Below are 18,964 nucleotides of genomic sequence, written 5' to 3'. Positions count from 1 at the left end.
GGTGGCGCGGAGGGATCGGTCGACTACACTCCCCGATCAGCGTCACGCGAACGAGGGCGAGGAGTTGAGCCATGGCGATCGACCCACAGAAGGTTTTGCGCCTCAACCTGCCGCAGTGGCAAGGCGGGGACCGGCCCAACTACCGCATCGGAGGGCGAGTGCTTGCGGCAATCGCCCCTGAGCCGCAAGGGCCCGAGGAGACCGTCCCGGTTCCCGTCGTCGCGAAGGACGAGCGGACCGTTGACGGCGGCATCGTCTCGCGTTCCGCGCTGCTCGAGCAACTCGCCGCCGCGCGCTCGGCCATCGATCGGCATACCCCCGACGCAGTCGTGACGCTGGGTGGGGACTGCCACGTCAATCTGGCCCCGATCGCCTATCTCAGCGAGCGCTATGGTGACGACTTGGCCGTGCTGTGGATCGACGCTCACCCGGACATCATGCGTCCAGCGGAGAACCGATACGCCCACACGCATGTCCTCGCGACGCTCATGGGCGAAGGCGATCCGGAGTTCGTGGCGGCGGTGGGTCGGCCGCTGGATCCGAGGCGCGTTCTCTATGTCGGCCTGACCGAGATCTCGCCTGTCGAAACCGACTTCATCCGGGAGCATGGGATCGTCCGTCTCAGCCCGGAGGACTTGGCGGGTTCACCCGAGCGCGTTCTGAAGTGGCTACACACCTCGGGGGCGACGAAGGTTGCGGTCCACTTCGATGTCGATGTTCTCGATCCCTCGCTCTATGACTTCCTCCTGTTCCACGATCCCTATGCCGCGCCGGGTACCTATGATGAGGTGCCCAAAGGCCGGATGCGGTTCGAGGAGGTCGCCGCGATCCTCAATGCGGTCGCGGCGGAAGCCGACATCGTCGGCCTAGCCATCACCGAGTACATGCCTTGGAGTGCAATCAAGTTGTCGCGCGCCCTCCGTTCGCTCCCGCTCCTTGGCAACGAGTAGGGCGGCAAGGAACGACCGCTCATGGCACGAGGCGGACGAGCCTGTGTCAAAACGCGAGCAGGTCGCTCAGTGAAGCAATTTGATTTCATGCAAGCGCTGGCAGACCGCGGAATTCTCGGTACAGGAGCATAAATTCGTACGAATCTTTCGACACGGCCGACTCTGTTTGAGTTTTGACACGCTCTCGGACGAAAGCCGAACTCATAGGGTGAGCTGACTTTCATAAGGCCATGCCTAACGGCTCAGGTTGACCCATGCGGACTCTTTATTGGGTAGCTTCTCATTTTCTGCGGCTCTGTTTCACATGAGTTAGAGCAGTCCCATGCGGGCAGGTGCATCGTGATAGCTGGAACGGGGGTGGCTTTTACCGTGGGTTCCTCAAGCCGCCCCGCTCACATGATCCGCCTGAACCGCGCACCCGCCGCGGCTTGAGCTGAAAGGGAGGCCGAGATCGATAATCCGCCTGGGCTGCGACCGCCTCCCTCATCTTCTTGCGTCAGGGGTGCCCGTCTCAGCTTTACAATCAGAGCCGTTTGACCGGATCATCCGGAACACCGTCAGTGACGTGTGACCTGCGGGTCACCACGGGCCCGTCGCCCCGCGACCGGGCCCGCTCCATGTCGGCGATCCAATCTGCCCCGACTGGGACGTGCGGACCTTCAAAGGGATGTTTTGGCCTACGGAGTGCGCACGAGATCAGGCAGGGCCTGAACCAGCGCCCGAGGGTTAAAGGGCTTCTGCCACCGAGGGATGTCCTGGTACTGAGCCGGCACAGTGGCTTGGTCATACCCGGTGGCGAATACGACAGGGATCCCGCGGGCTGCGAGAGCCTCCATGACCGGAAAGACCATCTCGCCGTCTAGGTTGATGTCGAGAATGGCCGCATCGAGGCGCTCGCCGGTGGCCAGGATTGCCTGCACCCCATCCCGGCTTGGCACCGGCCCGACCACCTCGGCCCCGAGCGCGTGCAGCGCTCGGCCAATGTCCCGGGCGATGAAGTACTCGTCCTCGGCCACCAGCACCCGGCGGTTCGCAAGAGCGCCGCGTGGTTGAGCGGTCATCCGTCTTCCTCCCGCAGATCCTCGTCAGTGACTTCGGGCAAGCTAAACTGAAAGGAGTCGCCGCAGTTTAACACAGGTTGCCGGATTGTGCTGTCGGATGGCGTCCGATGACACCGCTCGGCTCCAGGAAGGTTTTGGCCCCAAGGCCGAAAAATGATGATCGACCTCCTGATCGCCGCCCCCAGGATCAGAGGGGTACGCAAAGGCTTGGCTTCCGGTAAAAAGTTGCTTTGGGCCGATCGTCGCAGCGTGCAATTGAGAACAGCCCTTGCACGCCTTGCTGCGTTGACTTGCGACACCCTTGTTGAGATTGCTCGCCTCAGGCTTTGGGACATTACGTCTGATCATCTGCGGGCCAGGTTGGACCCTTGCTTCGATGGCGAGTGACAGACCTCAACTGACCGTGGCCGATAATGGCTTCGAGCGCTTCCCAGGAGCCCGCGAGTTGGACAAGATCGCGGGCGGACACCCGTTGTTGCCCGTGCTCGAAGTCTTGCCGGCCGCGGTGTACACCACCGATGCCGCGGGGCGGATCACCTTCTACAACCAGGCCGCTGTCGACCTGTGGGGGTGGCGCCCGGAACTGGGAAAAAATGAGTGGTGCGGCTCCTGGCGCTTATACTGGCCGGATGGGCGGCCGATGCCGCACGATCAATGCCCCATGGCCATTGCGCTGAGGGAGAACCGGGCCATCCATGACGGCGAGGCCATTGCTGAGCGCCCCGATGGCACCCGGGTTCCGTTCCTAGCCTCTCCGACCCCGTTGCACGATGCGTCCGGAGCGGTGATCGGCGCGGTCAACATGCTGATCGATGTAACCCGGCGCAAGCGCAGTGAGGAGCACCAGAAGGTGCTGATGGCCGAGTTACAGCACCGGGTCCGGAACACGCTCGCGGTGATCCGCTCCATTGCCCACCAGACGGCGGAGACCAGCGAGTCGGTAGAGGACTACACCATGCACTTCGCGGGCCGGCTTGACGCCTTTGCACGGGTGCAGGCGGCGGTGACGCGCGATCCCAGCGCCGGGATCGATCTGGCATCCCTGGTCGCCGAGGAGTTGCTCACCTGCGCGGCTCAGGAGGGCGAGCAATTCAGCCTGTCCGGGCTCCCCATTCGCCTCCAGCCCAAGGCGGCCGAAACCTTGGGGCTGGCGATTCATGAGCTGGCAACCAACGCGGTCAAGTATGGGGCGCTGGCGAACCCGCAAGGGCAAGTAGCGGTGGCTTGGCACCTGGAGGACAGGGAGGGCGATCCGCGCCTGAGGATCGAGTGGACGGAGACGGGAGTGCCGGTCATCGCACATGCACCCCGGCGCAGCGGCTTCGGGACCGAGCTTCTGACGCAGACCTTACCCTACCAGCTCAGAGGAACAACGACGCTGACGTTCAAGCCAGGCGGGCTGCAATGTACCATCGAGTTCCCGGCCAAGGGGGTGTTGCAGTAGCAGGAGCCGGCTGATCGGTGCGACTGGCGCGCCCGATGCTGCAACCCTCTTTGGGCGCGTCCTATGCTCGGTTCGGCTGCGAGCCAAGCAGCCGGCACGAAGGTCGCCGTCTGGCACTCCCGAGACGTTAGACCGAGGGCAGCAGTCCCCGCATGACCAGACGTTCCGAAGGAGCCGGGGTTTACAGTGCGTGCCCCTTTGTGGCCCAACGGCGGCTCCTTACGGAAATGTAGTTTCCCCGATCGGCTTTCGTCAGGCCGCCCGACTGAACAGACGTCCCCAGCCTCGCTTCTGAGGCTCTGCTTGGGGTTCAGCCTCAAGCGGCGGGCTCGGTTCTTCGGCGCTTTCGTCGAACTCCCTCTGTGACACGTGATCTGCTTCGGCTCCGGATATCGCCTCAACCGCCGGCTCTGCTGCGGCGTGGGCGGCGGGCTCCAAGACTTCGATGCGACCCTCGAAATCGTCATCCTTCACATAGGCGATGATGTAGGGCAGGCTCCGAGGGGTTGCGATTTCATGGCCGAGGACGACTTCCCGCGTCGTTTGGAGCGAGAAACTCAGGCCTCGGAAAGTGTTGATCTCGTTGCGATCGATGATGCCTTCCACGAAACTGCGTGTAGAGTTAGGAGGATAAAAATACACACGTACCTTATCGCCAACTGCAAGTTCCATCTACTTACCTTTTCTTCTCGTTGGGCAGAGGAGATTTCAAGGGTGAGCAGCCTAACCGCAAATCGTCCTTTTGTTGGGCAACACTAATCGCAGAGCAGCGGCCTCCAAACCGACGGCTTCAGCGGCTAAGGCCTACGGGAGGAGAAGCATGAACCACCGCAGGGATGAGGGGGGCTATCCCTCAGGCTGGCGAAACTCGGTGGTGCCCGCCCGCTCGAGTTCACCGGCCGAACCCGTTACCGTGCCTGGGGCATCGTGTGAGGGACAAAGCTTCCATTAGTCTGCGCCACCCACCGTGTGTCATCGGTTCGTCTTAGGACATAATTCAGCCTTACTGAGCTAGCAGGTCCCGACACATGCGGCCGACGTCATCGCCGCAACTCAGATACCGAGTTGCGCATGGCGACCTTGAGCGTCCGCAGCGCAGACAATCCAAGACGAAATTCAAGACCGCCCTAACCTGAGCAGTTGGCCTGATGATCGACAAGACACGAACCTTCAGCCTGCCCACATGGCGGTTCACACGCTGGCTGGCAGATCCCATCCAGGAGGTGCCCTACGAGATCCGCCTGGCCCTGATCTCAAGCCTGTACGGCACCCTGCCAATCTTCATCGGTGGTGTGGTCAACACCGTGCTCGTGTCGGCGGTGATCGCCATCCGCCAGCCGCAAGCTCCGTTCCTGGCGTGGTTCGCGTTCGAGGCCATCCTGTGTGTCGCCCGCACATACCTGATCCTGAGATCCTATCGGGCGGCTGACCGGCATCGTGACACACCGACAGATCTCTATATCCTCCTCGCCCTGCTGTGGGCTCTTGGCGTCGGCGCCGGGTCGTTCATGAGCTTGCTGAGCGGCGACTGGGTCAGCGCCACCCTGGCCTGTCTCTCGTCGGCCGCAATGATGGGCGGCATCTGCTTCCGCAACTTTGCGGCGCCTCGCCTGGCCACAGCCATGATCGTGCTCAGCTTCGGTCCAACCTGCCTCGGGGCGATTGGGTCGGGAGAGCCGATCATGCTGCTGACGGCGCTGCAGATCCCCTTCTATCTCTACGCCATGGGCAAAGCCGTCTATCGCCTGAGCGCCATGCTGATCTCCACCATGCGGGCCGAACGCGACAACGACCATCGCGCCCGGCACGACGTGCTGACGGGCCTGCCGAACCGCCGCTTTCTGATGGAGACAAGCGAAACGCTGGGCTCACATTCCATGGTCTTTGCTATCGTTGACATCGACCACTTCAAGATTGTGAATGATACCCATGGTCACCGAATTGGTGATGTCGTTCTGCAGACGGTCGGATCGCTCATGGCGACCCACTTGGCCGCGTATGGCATGGTCGGTCGGCTTGGCGGGGAGGAGTTCGCTCTCATCGCTCCAACGGCGTCAGTCGATCAGATCGTTACAGGGCTTGGCGAGCTGCTCCGAACGGTGGAGACCACACCGATTGTCATGTCGGGCGTGACGATCCAGGTCACCCTGTCGGCCGGTGTCGCTGTACGCAAGGTCTCTGAACCGTTCGACAAGGCGTATGCGGAGGCGGACGCGGCGCTGTATCGGGCCAAACATGCCGGCCGGAACAGGATTGAACTTGCACGGTCGACGCAGGTGGACCATGGCTCGGTCACTGAGATGTCTCAGAGCAATTGAAACAGACGCCCCGCTGCGCTCGTCCTCTGCATGGCAGGGCGGTAACAGGTCCCTCTATCCCACTGTTCCCTGACTTGCAGTTTCAAATTTGCTCCGAGCGCTTGACCTGCAGGAATCCCGATTGGGATGTCTGTCTCAAGAGCCCACGAAGTGCCTGCAAAATTCTATGCCACACACTGACCTCTCCCACTCCGTTCCTGGCCTGCAGAGAGCCGAGCCTCACCTTCCTCTGTGATGTGAGCCTTCGTGCATGATTTCCGGCTTGGCGTGATGCACACATCGTGAGGGATCTGTCGAGAGGCCCCAGATGCCGGTTTTCCTGATGAGCCGTCGCAGCCTTCCTCAAGTTCGCATGCAGGGGATCGGCGCAAGTTCTGCTCCTGGTTGAGCGCTAACGCAGTACGTAGCAGGAACATGCTCTCCAACGCAGGTGTGTCGAGCGGGCCGGCGGCCTAATACGCCTCGGTTCGGGCGTCTGAGGAGCCATACAGCATCGCGGACGCATCGACAGAAAGGATGCGGTTACCCGGAAGATCCGCCCTAGCGAGTGACTCTGCCTGGAAGCTTCGGGGGCAGGATTAGCAAGAAACAACAGCGGTTTACCCGATGAATGTCCAGGTGCTTTGCCCTACGCATAGAGCCAAACTTCAAGCCTCGCGCCACCAGTTGTCGATCCATTCTATCCTAGCGCTCAATCAGGAACGGATCTTGTGTTGGCCCCAACGTGCCTCGGGACGAGTTTTACAACACGACGTGCGCCAAGGCTCTCACCGCTTCCGATCCGGGCGCGATCATTTACCCCATTTCCTTTGTCGAATGGATTTCCAGAGGCTTATCTGGCTTATTTCGATCAGGGCCGGATTGTGGCCTGTGATGCACAGATGTCGTTGAAGTCCCGCCCGATGCTCCTCTCTAAGATACTGCCTCGTGATCTCCATCTCCTGGTGTAAGAACCTGCTTGCTCGCCACCCGGTCCTGAACGTTCTGGTTCTGGCTGGGGTCTTCAACTTGTTTTGCGCGGCCCTCGTCTACGATGAACGGGGGAACGCATCTGATCAGGCAAGGGCAGCATCCAGCAATCTTGTTGCATCGGTGAGCCGAGATATCTCCCGCAACATCGAGATCATCGATCTGACGATCCAGAAGGTCATCGAGCGGTTCACCCAGCCAGGCTTCACCGAACTGGGTTCTGACCTTCAGCGCCAGCTGCTGTTCGATCAGGTTGCGACGGCGCAGTACTTTGCAGCCATCGCCGTTGTCGATGAGAACGGGAAGCTAAGATACCACTCCCGTTTCACGGACCCGGACATCATCAACGTCGCAAAGCTACAGTATTTTACTGTCCACCGCGATCGTCCGGATGTGGGGCTTTATGTTTCGCTGCCGATCAAGAGCCCAGTTGGCCTTGGATGGGGCCTCGTGTTCAGTCGGCGGCTTTCTCACCCGGATGGCCGGTTCGCCGGGATTGCGTATGTCGGCCTGGGCCTGGACTACTTCACCGATCTGTTCCGCAGGATGGACCTGGGACCGAATGGCTCCATGTCGCTCATGCGAGCGGACAGGAAGCTGGTCGTGCGGGAGCCATTCACCGAGAAGCATCTTGGCACTGATGTCAGCAGGGCGGGGATCTACCGCTACTATCCGCAGCAGCGTTCAGGATCGTTTGAGTCCAGCTCCTCGCCAATCGACGGGATCCCGCGGCTGTACACATTCACCCAGATCGGGGATTTCCCGCTGACGATCAGCGTGGGACGCTCTCTGCAGGATGTCTATGCCGCCTGGCGAAGCCGAGTTCTGACGATTGGTGGCATCGTGCTAGCCCTGACCGGGGCCATGATTGCCCTGGCTCTGAACCTGCGGCAGGAGTTTCGCCGCAGGTGCGCTGCGCACCAAGAGGCCTTGCACAACGAAGCGCTCTTTCGCGGAGCCATGAAGGGCGCCGGCATCGGAACGGCGCTGCTGCGCCTCGATGGGACCGTGTTCAAGGTCAATCCGGCCTTCTGTCGGCTGTTCGGATTTACGGAAGAGGAGATGCTATCGCGGACCGCCGCAGACCTGACCCATCCGGACGATGCGCCTCCAGATGATAGCGCTCTCTTAAGGGGTGAGACAGACTTTGCAGCGACGGAACGGCGCTTTGTTCGCAAGGATGGCACCGAGGTGTGGGTCCTTCGGTCGTCCTCACTGGTGCGTGACGAGGCGGGGCGGCCCGCTTATCTGATCGTGCAATTCCAGGATATCACGGCCCGACGCGAAGCCGAGGAGCGGCTCAGATACAACGCGACCCATGACGAACTGACCGGTCTTCTGAATCGATCCGCCTTCGAGCAGAAGCTCGAAGAGGCTCTGGCGCAAAGCCGTGACACCGGCATCAAGCATGCCCTAGCCTTTGTGGATCTCGACCGGCTGAAGATCATCAACGATTCCGCCGGCCATGTCGCGGGTGACGCCTTGTTGCGAGGGGTGGCAGGAGCCTTGCCCAATTACCTGCGCGAAGGCGATGTTATCGGCCGGCTCGGCGGGGATGAGTTTGGCATCATCCTGCTCGGATGTTCCCTTGATGATGCGACAGTGATCCTTGAGGAACTCAATATCGCGGCCAGTGCCATTCAGTTCCCCTGGGAGGATCGCAGCTATAGTGTCGGGGCCAGCATCGGGGTGACCGAGATTACGCCGAGCACCCGCTCCCCAAGCGCTGTCCTCGCTCAAGCGGATGTTGCCTGCCTGGCGGCCAAGATGGCAGGACGGAACCGGGTCAGCATCTACAGACCCGAGCAGAGCGAAGCGGTTGATCGTCACCGCGAGATTGCGGTCGCGGCTGGGATCAAACTGGCCATAGAAGAGGGTCGGCTACGGCTCTTTGCTCAAAGGATTGTTGCGTGCGCGGATCCGACCCAGCAGCGGTATGAGGTCCTGGTGCGGATGCTAGACAGGGATGGGACGGTCATCCCGCCGTCTGTGTTTATTCCGGCGGCAGAACGATATGACCTCATTGGGGCCATCGACCGTTGGGTCGTCCGGGAAGCGCTGACCTCGATTGGACGGGCAGGGTGCCTTGAGCGGGATACTCAGATCCATCTCAACCTGTCCGCAGCCTCAATCGGCGATGCGTCGTTTGCGGCTTACGTCCTCAAGGTTCTTGAATGTACTGGCGTCGCGCCAGAAATCCTGGTCTTTGAGATCACGGAAACGGCCGTGGTCAGCAATATGGCCGTGGCAGCCACGACAGTCGGCAGGTTGCGGGAGATGGGATGCCAGATTGCGCTGGATGATTTTGGCGTTGGCCTGAGTTCGTTCAACTACCTGCGCCAGTTCCCGGTCGATATTGTCAAAATCGACGGGAGCTTCGTTCACAATATGACGACCAATACGGTGGACCGCTACATCGTCAAATCCATTCACCAGATCGCCACAGAACTCGGCGCACAGACGGTCGCTGAGTTCGTCGAGGATCAGGCGACCTTCGAATTGGTCTCGTCCATGGGCATCACGTTCGCCCAGGGCTACGCGATCCACAGACCTGAGCCCTTCGAGGAGATCATGGCAGATCACGAGAGCCGGGTCGAAGCATAATGCTAATGTGCCATTACTGTTGGGACAGGGTAACGTTCGACCAGATCTTGTAAGAATGGCGACCGTGTCCGGTCGCATAAGCTTTCCTTAGTTGTGCCGCGAGCCTGTCATTGGCTTTTCATATTCAATGGGTTAGTGCTTGATCCCGTTCGTAGGGACGGTTTCCCATGTTGATGTGGAGCACAGTGGTTACTTTCCTCCTCTCGTTGGTGGCCGTCGGGCCGCTGCGGGCGAGTGCTCCCTCCTGGCTCCTGTCTGGGGCAGAGCTGGCGGCGGTGATCAGCGTCTTTGCCCTGGTGTGCTTCCTTGAAGGCAGCGGCGGCAACACCGATCGCTCCAATCCCACCGGCTGACAAGTTTTCGTAAGGAACTCCGCCTGGGGTGCGGCTCCGTCCTTGATCGGAGACAGCCCATGAGACGCTTTCTGCTCGCCGCGATCGGGATTGTTCTGGCGTCCCCAACGGCGATCGCTGACGGCCTGAGCCTTGCAGGCTCCCTCTGGGAATGCATCCGCACCTCTGATCGGTCTCAGTTCGTGATCACCTTCTACCCTGGTGGCGGCGTCGGGGGAGGCGAGTTGGAGAATGGTGAGGTCAGCCCCTACATCTTCGATGCTTCACAGACGAGGCCGGGCGAGTGGCCGGGCAAATGGGAGCAGGCAGGCCAGCGTTTCACCTGGAACTTCCCCGATCAGAGCATCCGGATTGAAGGGAGCCTTTCAGGTCCAGGGCAAGCAAATGCGCGGCTCACCGGCACTGAAACCTCGTCGGGAGAGCACTCGGCTATCACCTGCGCCGCCCTATCCAAGCTGCCAAAGATCGGGGAGGGGTTGGTCATCCCCAAGAACGGTCGCTTCATCGACCTGGATCAGGAAGACGGCGCGTTGAAAGTGCCTGCGGGCATTTCTCTGCAGGAGCCGGGGAGGCGATAAGTATTATGGTTGCGGTGATCAGGAGTCAGTCGCAGATCCTTGTTCTGCGCACTGTGACATCGCCATAGGCGTCGATCCGCTTCGTTAAGACAACGCGGCATTCCTCGACCGGCGTAGGAATGCCGACAACGCTCTCCTGGTAGATGGGCGGAGGCAGGACCGGCTGCACAGAGACAATAGGGACATTCCGAGGAGGAACCAACGCAGGCCCCTCAAAGCCTTCGCTCTCCTCCAGAGGCACAATCGGCAGAGGCTGCTGCGGCACCAGAGCTGGCCCTTCATAACCGCCAACAAAGCGGCGCTCGATCACGCGGCGGTCGATCACCCTGTGCTCGACCGGTGGGGCGATGTAAGTCTCCTCGACCGCGAGCCGGCTCCGGACGGGTGGACGCTCCAGAACTGCTCCTTGATCCTCGAAGTATGGGGGTAGATCTGCGGCGAGGGCAGCCGCTGTGCTCACCAGAGTTGATCCGCCGAGCACCAGTGCGGCAAAGCCCGCGTGTGCAACTTTGTTTAGATCAAACACCCGCATGTGAACTCCTGACGTCCGTGAATGGCAACGTCGCCTCACAGTCAAGGTTCCCCTTCTGGTCTCGCGCTCCTCTTCCCTTGCCAATGCCTCCAGGTGTTCGGCTATCGCAAGGAGTTGCTCGCGGGTCTCGGTGATCGAGATCTTTTCGACAGCAGTGCCGATTTCCTGAACCTGACGGCGGTACTCCGCCGCTTTGTCATGACAGGGACGATTCACGGCCGACACCTCCAATCGAATCCGGGACTGTGCCTTGCTAAAAAGGGCGACGCCGGCGCGATCGGAGTTGAAGGCGCTCCTGGATCGGCAGGCGTCGGGGCCTCGCAATCAGGGCGGTCCAGCGGACCAGGCCGTGAGAGGCCGCTGCCATCAGATTGCCTCGACGAGGCGGTACGCCGAAGCTCTCCTTTGGCTTAAGTTGCTACTCCATCCGTGTGTCCGGAAGGGCTGGGCCGTTCACCCGGCGAATGCAGCCGAAAGCTATCGGTTCGAGATGGTCAGGCTTGAGCAGCACCCACTGGAGCCGGTGTCCGGAGGGGCACAACGTTGGCCATCTCGGAGGCACGCGCGGCTGCCTGTTGGACTGCGGCTTCGAGGTCATCCGGCACATAAGGCTTCCGCAGGACCGCAAAGCCTTCCCTGTCAGCCTCCGCGACCGCCTCGCTGTAGCCGGTGGCCAGCACGATGCCGACCCAAGGCCAGCGGTCGCGGACGATCCGCGCGAGATCAATTCCGTCCATCTCTCCCGGCATCACGAGATCCGAGAGCACCACGTCGAAGCGGCTGTTCGCCTCCAGCATCGCCAAGGCATCGCCGGCATTGTGCGCCCTCGTGACATGGTGCCCGCGCTCGGATAGCACCGTCTCGGCCATCTCTGCCACCTGCACGTTGTCCTCCACCACGAGGATGCTCAGGGCGCGCGGGTTCTGCGGCGCGGGCACGCTGTCCGGCACGGCAGGCTCGAGTTCATCCGCCGTGGCCTTGGGCAGGTACAGCGTGATCGTGGTGCCGCGTCCCACCTCGCTGCGGATGTCGACGGATCCGCCGGAATGCTCGACGAGGCCATAGACCTGCGCCAGGCCCAGCCCCGTTCCCTTGCCGACCTCCTTGGTGGTGAAGAACGGCTCGAAGACGCGGGCGAGCACCTCCCGCGGCATGCCCACGCCGGTATCCGACACGGACAGCGCCACCCCCTCCAGGGCTTCGCCATCGCGCAGCACCGTGTTCTCGGTCGTCACGCGGAACGTTCCGCCTTTGGGCATGGCATCGCGGGCATTGGCCGCCATGTTGATGAGCGCCACCTGGAGCTGAGACGGATCGATCCGCACCGGCCAGAGCTGCTCGGCCAGCTCCAGCTCCAGCCGAATGTCGCCGCGCAGGGACTGAACGAGCATGTCCTCGGCCTGGCCAATGACCTCGTTGAGGCTCACGGTCTCGGCATGCAGCGGCTGCTTGCGGGCAAACACCAGCAGCTTGCCGGTCAGGGTCCGGGCCTGCTCGACGGCGCTCAGCGCATTGCCGATCAGGCGGCTGCGGCGCTCGTCGTCCTTGGCGCGGCGCAGCAGGTCGAGGTTGCCCATCACCACCGCAAGAAGATTGTTGAAGTCGTGGGCGATGCCCCCGGTGAGCTGGCCGAGAGCTTCCATTTTCTGGGCCCGGCGCAGGCGCTCCTCCACCTCCTCGCGGAGGTGCGTCTCCTGGGCGAGCTGGGACGTGGCCGCCTGCTCGCGTCTGTAGCGCGCCAGCGCCAATCCGGTCATCACGGCAAGCCCCGCCATGATCACCAGGGTGATCAGGCCATACCGGATCAACTGCTCACGCCAGCCCGCCAGAACCGCGTCCGTTCCAAGGGCAAAGCGAACATAGATCGGGTAGCGGTCGAGCTTCTGGTAGGCGATGATGCGCTCGATCCCGTCATTGGAGGAGACGCCGGTGTAGACGCCCGCAGGGCTCGACTGGGCGGCCTGCATAAACCGTTCACCGGCCCGAGCAGCGTTCGTGCTGGTGTGAGCATCCCGGACCAGGAAGGTGCCATCGGCGCGCACGAGGCTCGCCGCATGGTCCATGTCAGGGGCGCTGCGCCGGTAGAGATCTTGGAAGTAGGACGGGTAAGCGGCCACCAGAATGGCGCCGGTCAGGCGGCCGTCGGCTCCCACCAGCGGCCGCGCGACGGTGAACAGGTCATTGCCATTGACGCGCCCGCGCAGCGGTTCGCCGACCATGAGCTCCCGCCGCCCGGCCCGGAAGGCCATCATATAGGGTCGGTCGGCAATGCTCACCTGTGGGACAGGGTAGTGGCCGCTGGCGCTCTGGAGCACCCCGTCCTGATCGACCACCCAGATTGAGCCGATCTGCTTTTGCTGCGCGACGATGCCTTTCAGCAGGTGGTGCAGCTGAAGGGAGTTGCGCAGGTCGCCCGGTGCCATCGAGGCGACCCGATCCTCGACCCGGTCCATGACCAGCTCATAGGACTCGAACACCTTCTGGGCATGGCCCTGGAGAACGAGCGTGGCCCGTTCAATCGCCTTGTGGGCTTCATCCAGGGCATGGGTTCGGCTGTGCCAGGCGGCGGCACCGAACAGGCTGACGGGAAGCACAAGGGAGACGATGAACAAAGCCCAGAGGATCCGGTGAGCCCCCTCCTGCCCGAACCATCGACGCGCCACATTGGGCAAGGTGTTCTCCATGCGAAGCTGACGGGCTTCCGCCCTGTGAGGGGCGAGGTAGGGCTTTGTCACTGTTCTGCCAAGCTCTGCCCGAGGAGGTGCATCCGCAGACCTTTGTAGCTTAGCCGGACTGCCAAACGCCATTGGGCCGGGAAAGTTCCTGGTGTGAAGGGGCGATATTCAGACTCCGGAAGGTCGGCCGGCGGCGAGCCTCTTGAGGGTTCAGGCTCCGGCTTTTCGCTCACGCTGGCTCGTGGAGGTGGCGAGAGCGGAACTGGCGTGGTTCCAAAGCCTGACGATCCGGTTGATGTCAGTGCAGGACCGGCTCCAGCGGGATGGACAAAAGGACCTCACCGGACGGGTTCACCACGTCGAGCCGCCAGCCCTGCCAGGATGCGCCGCTCTGGATGGCCTCCTCCCGGATATCCTCGATGGCGACCAGAGCCTGAGCCTTGGCATCCTCCAGATCCGAAACCTCGATCCCTTCGTCATCAAGGATCTCTTCGTGGCTGTTCACCAGGTGAAAGTAGCAGCGCATGAGCGTTGTCGGGACCTCAGTCCAAACCACATGATCGTTGAAGACATCTGTCATATGTCACCGGATGATGGTCCTATCTGGGCACATAGGCCTTGTGATTGGATCTGGCCAATCCTCCTATGTGCTGAGGCCCGTATAGGGAATGAACGGCTGGGCTTATCCGTTATGATGTCTTATCGGCCGGCTGCCCTACAGGTTCACCAAGCAGAATCCTATTCCGATGAAAGCCACGGCTGCCAGGATCGACAGCCAGAACAAGCCGGTACGGGTTGTCTGCTCCTGCTCGTCCATCTCAGCCTCAATGGCTTTGATCCGGCGTTCCTGCTCGCGCTCGTGAGGCGGCTCGCTGTCCTCGGGCATGGTTGTCGGTCCTCGTCCGAGAGACCGCCATATCACATGGTGTGTGAGAAGAAAGTCCGCTAATTGCGTGTAATGCTTTGTCTGGAACCGAATAGGACGTCTTCTAAGTCGGCCCAAGCCGTCCGTGACTACTGGTAACAACTTACAAGATAAAGCGGCCAAAATCTCCGAGAGCATAAGGATTCGTGGGGCACCAAGTCGTGAGTCGACTTCAGGCGCTCGCCATTCCGACATGTTGATTTCGCCGTGAATGAGGGATGTCCTCAAGTGCACCATCGCTGCCCCACGAAACCTCATCCTCTCATGGCCGAGGCCCATAGGGGTCAGGCTGCAAGCCTTGAGCGGCGAAGTCGGAAAGCCGCGCCTGAGTTAGTGAAGAGAGTATTCAGCTAAGCCGCCCAAGGATGCTTGGAGCTTACTCGCGGGTCTTCGTCTTGGATGGTGCGCGACGCTTGGGCTTTGAAGTCTCAGCCCGAGCCGCTCCCGTCTCATCGGACGCAACGGTTGCTCTTGCGGCAGCCTTCCTTCGCTGCTGGCCAAGGCCGCTGCTTCTCGCGAGTTCCGAGCGCTTCTCGGCATAGCTCGGCGCAACCATCGGATAATCGGCAGGAAGCCCCCACTTTGTACGATACGCGTCGGGGGTCAGCCCCAGCTTCCCAAGATGGCGCTTGAGGGTTTTGTACCTCTTGCCGTCCTCGAGGCTGATCAGGAACTCCGGCGTGACGGACCTGCGGATCGAAATGGCCGGCTCTGGCCGGGCAGGTTCTGTCTGCTTGGGAGTAACTAATCCCTGGAGCGCAGCGTGCACGGACGCAATCACGGCCGGCAGATCGGCGCGATGGACGGCATTGTTCGCAACGTACGACGCAACGATATCAGCGGTGATACTGGCTAGATCGAGGATCGGCGGATTGGTTTGGTTCATGGTCATTCACAACGTGCCAAGTGAGAGTCAGGCGCAGAGACGCAATCATTGCGATCCGGCTAGAGAGACAATCTGCGGTTCTCACTAATATCTCTCTGCTCTAGTCGCCGGGACCAGTAAATGGAAGCGCCCTGGCCGTGACGGGTCTCAGGAAATCTCGGCCAGGGCGCCGTGATATCCGTAGGGGGCAAAATTACGGAGCCACACCGGATAAGCTAAGCTGTTCCCGCGGACGGTCAACTGAGCGACCGGAGTGAGTCTCCATTCCTGAAACGCTCAACCCTCGGCATCGGGAGTAGTCCAGAGACAGGAGCACCCGGGCTGAGGAGATCGGATAAACCGTCAACCAGGAGCATCCAGATATGACGATACCGTTCGGCATAAGCTGCGAATTTCGGCGGGTCGCTCTCATTTCGGTGGAGCCCGGAGGCGCAGATATCAGCTGCCAGCCCGAGCATCCACGCAGACTAAAAGCGAAGCTTTCTGAGCAAATATCTGCTGCTTGGGGAACCAGTCGGCTACAATCGAATTATTCGAACATGCGGACCCATCATTATCCCCGCATTCCCCTTGTGCAGATGGGTCCAAGACTTACGAGTTACATATTGCTCGACCCGGCGCTTGAAAAAGCGGCCGGGTTCTTTTTAGCTCAATTACTCCATCCCATCTTCGATGGCGAGACAGGATGATTTTACCTGACCAGCCCCACCGCACGACGAGGAGAGCCTGATCCATCCTCCTGCTCAGAGGCCCGTCAGGGCTGTCTTACTGCAAGGCTGGAAAAGCCCGGCGGTCGGGCCTGGTTCCAAGAGCCGTGATAGCGGGCTCGCCAGCAGTCGGCCCCTGATCTCAGAAAGAGACAGTGGCGAAGTTGTCTCAGCCGATCTCTCCAGGGTCGACCACGACCGATCTTTGCCTATTTAGGAGGCATTATTTTGAGATCTTGGCCTTAGGAACAAAGACCGTTGCTTCCGCTTTCGTCGGGCATGCCTGGCCCGAACCCCCACCCGCGTGCTCTCATTCTTGTCGTCGAAGACGAGCCGCTCGTCCGCATGACCCTCGTGGATGTGCTGGAGGATGCCGGCTTCAAGGTAATCGAAGCCGCCCATGCCGACGAGGCCCTGCGGGTGCTGAGTGCCGTCTCGGGCATCCATGCGGTGGTCACCGACGTGGAGATGCCACGGGGCAGCATCAACGGCTTCGAGCTGGCCCGCAGGGTCCGCTCGGATCGCCAGGACATCGGGATCCTGATCGCGTCCGGCCGGGCCGCGCCCAAGTCAGGGGACCTACCGGAGGGAGCCTTGTTCCTCGGCAAGCCGGTGCACCCCGAGACGCTCGTGCGCCTGCTCAACACGCTCTTGACCTTGGATCAGACCTGACGTTCGGGAGAACCTCTTCGCCGGCCAGCGTGAGATCTAATCTCAGTGGCACATCTCGAAAGAAACACTTTGGTCAGTTCATGAGGTGGTAAGCGGACCTTCATTTCATATGCGGTTCGTTACTCTTGGACCCGTTCCGGCCCTTCGACGGATTACCTGGGATATCACTTCCCTTGAAGTCAGAGTGTGCGGTCACGTCCCGGAAGCGGTCATCTCGTAGTCCAAAGCCATGGATCTGGGAATGGCCTAGACCAGAGTCCTGATGTTGAGGTTTGACTCTCAATCGTCATCGGCCAGGTGTCCGTGCTATCAGCAAGTCCACGACTTCCTCAGCAGGCATCGGAGATCCGAAATAGTAGCCCTGTCCCAAGTCGCAGCCGTGCAGCCTGAGAAATGAGGCTTGGGCGGCCGTCTCGACACCTTCGGCTACCACCCTCATCCCGAGACTCTGCCCAAGGCTCAGGACTGCTTTGACAATGGCCGCATCTCCTTCGTCCGTCTCCAGGTCACGCACAAACGAGCATCAATCTTGATGACATTGACCGGAAACTGCTTCAGGTGCGACAGTGAGGCATAGCCGGTGCCGAAATCATCAAGAGCAACGGAAATCCCCCCTTCGCTCAAAACACGCAATGTCTTTTCGACGTTCTTGATATCGCGGTCGAGAAACACCGTCTCGGTGACCTCGATCCCGAGCCGGCTCGTCGGAATGTCTGCCTTGCGAAGGCTGTCGAGAACACGTTCGGCATAGTCATCGCGCCGGAACTCGGCAGAGGAGGCATTGATGGAGATCTTGCCGATATCGAGGCCCGCATCGAGCCAGCTACGCATGTCATGGATCACGCACGAGAGCATGCGATCCCCAACCGCGATCCCCAGTTCATTGTCATCGAATGCGGGAGCGATTGTGCTAGGAGGCTGGATTCCCAAACGGGGATGGCGCCATCGCAGGAGCGCTTCGAAACCAGTCAGCTTGCCTGAACGCAGGTCCACTTTCGGCTGGTAGAATGGCACGATCCACTCGCGTGCCATCGCTTGGCGGGCAACTTCCAGTGCTGAGGCCCGTTTCTGCGCCTCATCCCTCATGGCCGGCTTGAACATCTCATACAGACCACGTCCCGCAGCCTTGCAGCTAAACAGCGCAAGATCGGCCTGCTTCAGAAGTTCGTCTGAACTTGTCCCCTGCAGGCCGGAGATGACGCCTCCGATGCTGGCGCGAGCCTCCTGCACCCTGGTGCCGAGCCGGAGCGGTTCCCGCAAGCGAGCCTGAATGGCCCTGGCGACCCGCGCCACATCGTCTTCGGTTGCGGTACCGTGCAAAATGACAGCGAACTCGTCGCCGTCCAGCCGAGTCACCGTGTCAGACGTCCCGACCAGATGGACCAGACATTCACCGAAAGCCTTGAGGAGCTCGTCACCGGCATCATGGCCGAATCTGTCGTTGATCTGCTTGAAGTCATCCAAGTCCATGATCAGCAGGCCGATCGTCTGCCCTCTTTCATCGGCTTGTTGCAGGACCTGCCGTAGACGTTCCTGAAAGAACCTGCGGTTGGGCAAGCCGGTGAGGTCGTCCTGATACGCAGCCTGACGGAGCTGCTCCTTGGCAACCTTGTGCTCGTGAATGTCCTCGAACGTGCCGTACCATCGCACGATGGTGCCCGTCTCGTCGCGTTGGGCTCCGGCCCGGGCGCGGAACCATCGATGGACGCCATCAGGGGTCTTGACCCGGTACTCGCATTCGTAGGGCTGTCCCGTGGACAGGCTCATGCGCCGGGTCTCGTTGAGACGGGGCCTGTCCTCCGGATGGACGAGTCGCATCCAGTCACCGCGGAGCACCTCCTCAAGGGGAATGCCAATCACGTCGTCCCAACCAGGGCCGACATGGAGGATCTTTCCCTCGGCATCCGACATCCAGGGAACCTGCCGGCTGAGCTTGACCGCGTGCTGGGAGAGCTTCTCGCTCTCCTCCAGTGTCAGAACAAACGGCTCCTGCCGGTCTTCACGGGAAGCTTTGACTTCTGGGACAGGGATTGTGTGACCGTTCCCGCTGGCATCATTCGTCGACCGGAGCATCCTACCCAAAGCGGGATGCACGCGCCTGAGGGCACGGAGCATCAGCAGAAAAGCTGCTTTCATCGGGTTGTCTTGAATGACGGCATGGCGGGGATGAACAGGAGTTACCGCTCGCAATGGGCCGAAGTGATCGTGGATTCAACTGTTTCCGGATGGATTCGATCTGCGACGAATCGTCGAGAGCAAAAATTGCCTTGAACGCCGAGTGACAAATGTG

At 61.0% G+C, this 18,964-nt stretch carries 15 protein-coding genes and 1 pseudogene; 8 read left to right on the top strand and 8 right to left on the bottom strand.

What is annotated here, in order from left to right:
- Window positions 1-71 precede the first annotated feature (71 nt).
- A complete protein-coding gene (locus NF876_RS02870; RefSeq protein ID WP_210807308.1) occupies window positions 72-950 on the top strand; it encodes an arginase family protein in 879 nt (292 codons plus the stop codon).
- Between the two features lie 677 nt (window positions 951-1,627).
- Here NF876_RS02870 and NF876_RS02865 read toward each other — a convergent pair.
- Complete coding sequence (locus NF876_RS02865) at window positions 1,628-2,011, bottom strand: response regulator (protein WP_210807306.1); 384 nt, start codon at window positions 2,009-2,011, stop codon at window positions 1,628-1,630.
- A 445-nt stretch (window positions 2,012-2,456) separates the two neighbouring features.
- On the opposite strand from NF876_RS02865, the gene NF876_RS02860 reads away from it, so the two are divergent.
- Complete coding sequence (locus tag NF876_RS02860; protein WP_210807304.1) at window positions 2,457-3,455, top strand: sensor histidine kinase; 999 nt, start codon at window positions 2,457-2,459, stop codon at window positions 3,453-3,455.
- 252 nt (window positions 3,456-3,707) lie between these two features.
- Here the strand turns inward: NF876_RS02860 and NF876_RS02855 are convergent, their stop codons facing one another.
- Window positions 3,708-4,127 carry a hypothetical protein gene (locus NF876_RS02855; RefSeq protein WP_210807302.1) on the bottom strand — a complete coding sequence of 140 codons (420 nt, stop codon included), beginning with the start codon at window positions 4,125-4,127 and terminating at the stop codon, window positions 3,708-3,710.
- Between the two features lie 476 nt (window positions 4,128-4,603).
- On the opposite strand from NF876_RS02855, the gene NF876_RS02850 reads away from it, so the two are divergent.
- The 4 genes from NF876_RS02850 to NF876_RS02835 all read left to right on the top strand — a co-directional run bounded on the left by NF876_RS02850 (window position 4,604) and on the right by NF876_RS02835 (window position 10,277).
- Window positions 4,604-5,773, top strand: a complete 1,170-nt coding sequence (locus NF876_RS02850; RefSeq protein ID WP_210807300.1) for a GGDEF domain-containing protein — start codon at window positions 4,604-4,606, stop codon at window positions 5,771-5,773.
- A 927-nt stretch (window positions 5,774-6,700) separates the two neighbouring features.
- Complete coding sequence (locus NF876_RS02845) at window positions 6,701-9,346, top strand: EAL domain-containing protein (RefSeq protein ID WP_210805316.1); 2,646 nt, start codon at window positions 6,701-6,703, stop codon at window positions 9,344-9,346.
- A 185-nt stretch (window positions 9,347-9,531) separates the two neighbouring features.
- Entirely contained in the window at window positions 9,532-9,699 is a 168-nt protein-coding gene (locus NF876_RS02840) for a hypothetical protein (RefSeq protein ID WP_262265629.1), read from the top strand.
- 59 nt (window positions 9,700-9,758) lie between these two features.
- The gene (locus NF876_RS02835) at window positions 9,759-10,277 is read left to right on the top strand and encodes a hypothetical protein (RefSeq protein WP_210805320.1); all 519 of its coding nucleotides are present in this window, start codon (window positions 9,759-9,761) and stop codon (window positions 10,275-10,277) included.
- A gap of 25 nt (window positions 10,278-10,302) precedes the next feature.
- Here the strand turns inward: NF876_RS02835 and NF876_RS02830 are convergent, their stop codons facing one another.
- The 5 genes from NF876_RS02830 to NF876_RS02810 form a co-directional block, all read right to left on the bottom strand.
- On the bottom strand, window positions 10,303-11,025 hold the full coding sequence (locus tag NF876_RS02830) for a hypothetical protein (protein WP_247654152.1): 723 nt from the start codon (window positions 11,023-11,025) through the stop codon (window positions 10,303-10,305).
- Between the two features lie 278 nt (window positions 11,026-11,303).
- Window positions 11,304-13,544 (bottom strand): ATP-binding protein, encoded by a 2,241-nt coding sequence (locus tag NF876_RS02825; RefSeq protein WP_210805322.1) that lies wholly within the window; start codon window positions 13,542-13,544, stop codon window positions 11,304-11,306.
- Window positions 13,545-13,782: 238 nt separating this feature from the next.
- Window positions 13,783-14,010, bottom strand: coding sequence for a DUF6894 family protein (locus tag NF876_RS02820; protein ID WP_210805324.1), 228 nt, complete (start codon window positions 14,008-14,010; stop codon window positions 13,783-13,785).
- Between the two features lie 189 nt (window positions 14,011-14,199).
- Window positions 14,200-14,370: a hypothetical protein gene (locus NF876_RS02815; protein WP_210805326.1), complete on the bottom strand. Its 171-nt coding sequence runs from the start codon at window positions 14,368-14,370 to the stop codon at window positions 14,200-14,202.
- 415 nt (window positions 14,371-14,785) lie between these two features.
- Window positions 14,786-15,295, bottom strand: coding sequence for a Ros/MucR family transcriptional regulator (locus NF876_RS02810; RefSeq protein ID WP_373696614.1), 510 nt, complete (start codon window positions 15,293-15,295; stop codon window positions 14,786-14,788).
- Between the two features lie 965 nt (window positions 15,296-16,260).
- Here NF876_RS02810 and NF876_RS02805 point away from each other — a divergent pair.
- Window positions 16,261-16,674 carry a response regulator gene (locus tag NF876_RS02805; RefSeq protein WP_315974860.1) on the top strand — a complete coding sequence of 138 codons (414 nt, stop codon included), beginning with the start codon at window positions 16,261-16,263 and terminating at the stop codon, window positions 16,672-16,674.
- Window positions 16,675-16,960: 286 nt separating this feature from the next.
- Here NF876_RS02805 and NF876_RS02800 read toward each other — a convergent pair.
- Window positions 16,961-18,585, bottom strand: a pseudogene (locus tag NF876_RS02800) (putative bifunctional diguanylate cyclase/phosphodiesterase).
- Here NF876_RS02800 and NF876_RS02795 point away from each other — a divergent pair.
- Window positions 18,478-18,945, top strand: a complete 468-nt coding sequence (locus NF876_RS02795; RefSeq protein ID WP_262267381.1) for a hypothetical protein — start codon at window positions 18,478-18,480, stop codon at window positions 18,943-18,945. The pseudogene NF876_RS02800 and the gene NF876_RS02795 sit on opposite strands and share 108 nt — an antisense overlap.
- Window positions 18,946-18,964 lie beyond the last annotated feature (19 nt).

It is taken from the genome of Microvirga yunnanensis, from assembly GCF_025460875.1.
The sequence above is the reverse complement of the archived record's forward strand: the minus strand, read 5'-3'. Positions and strand labels throughout refer to the sequence as shown.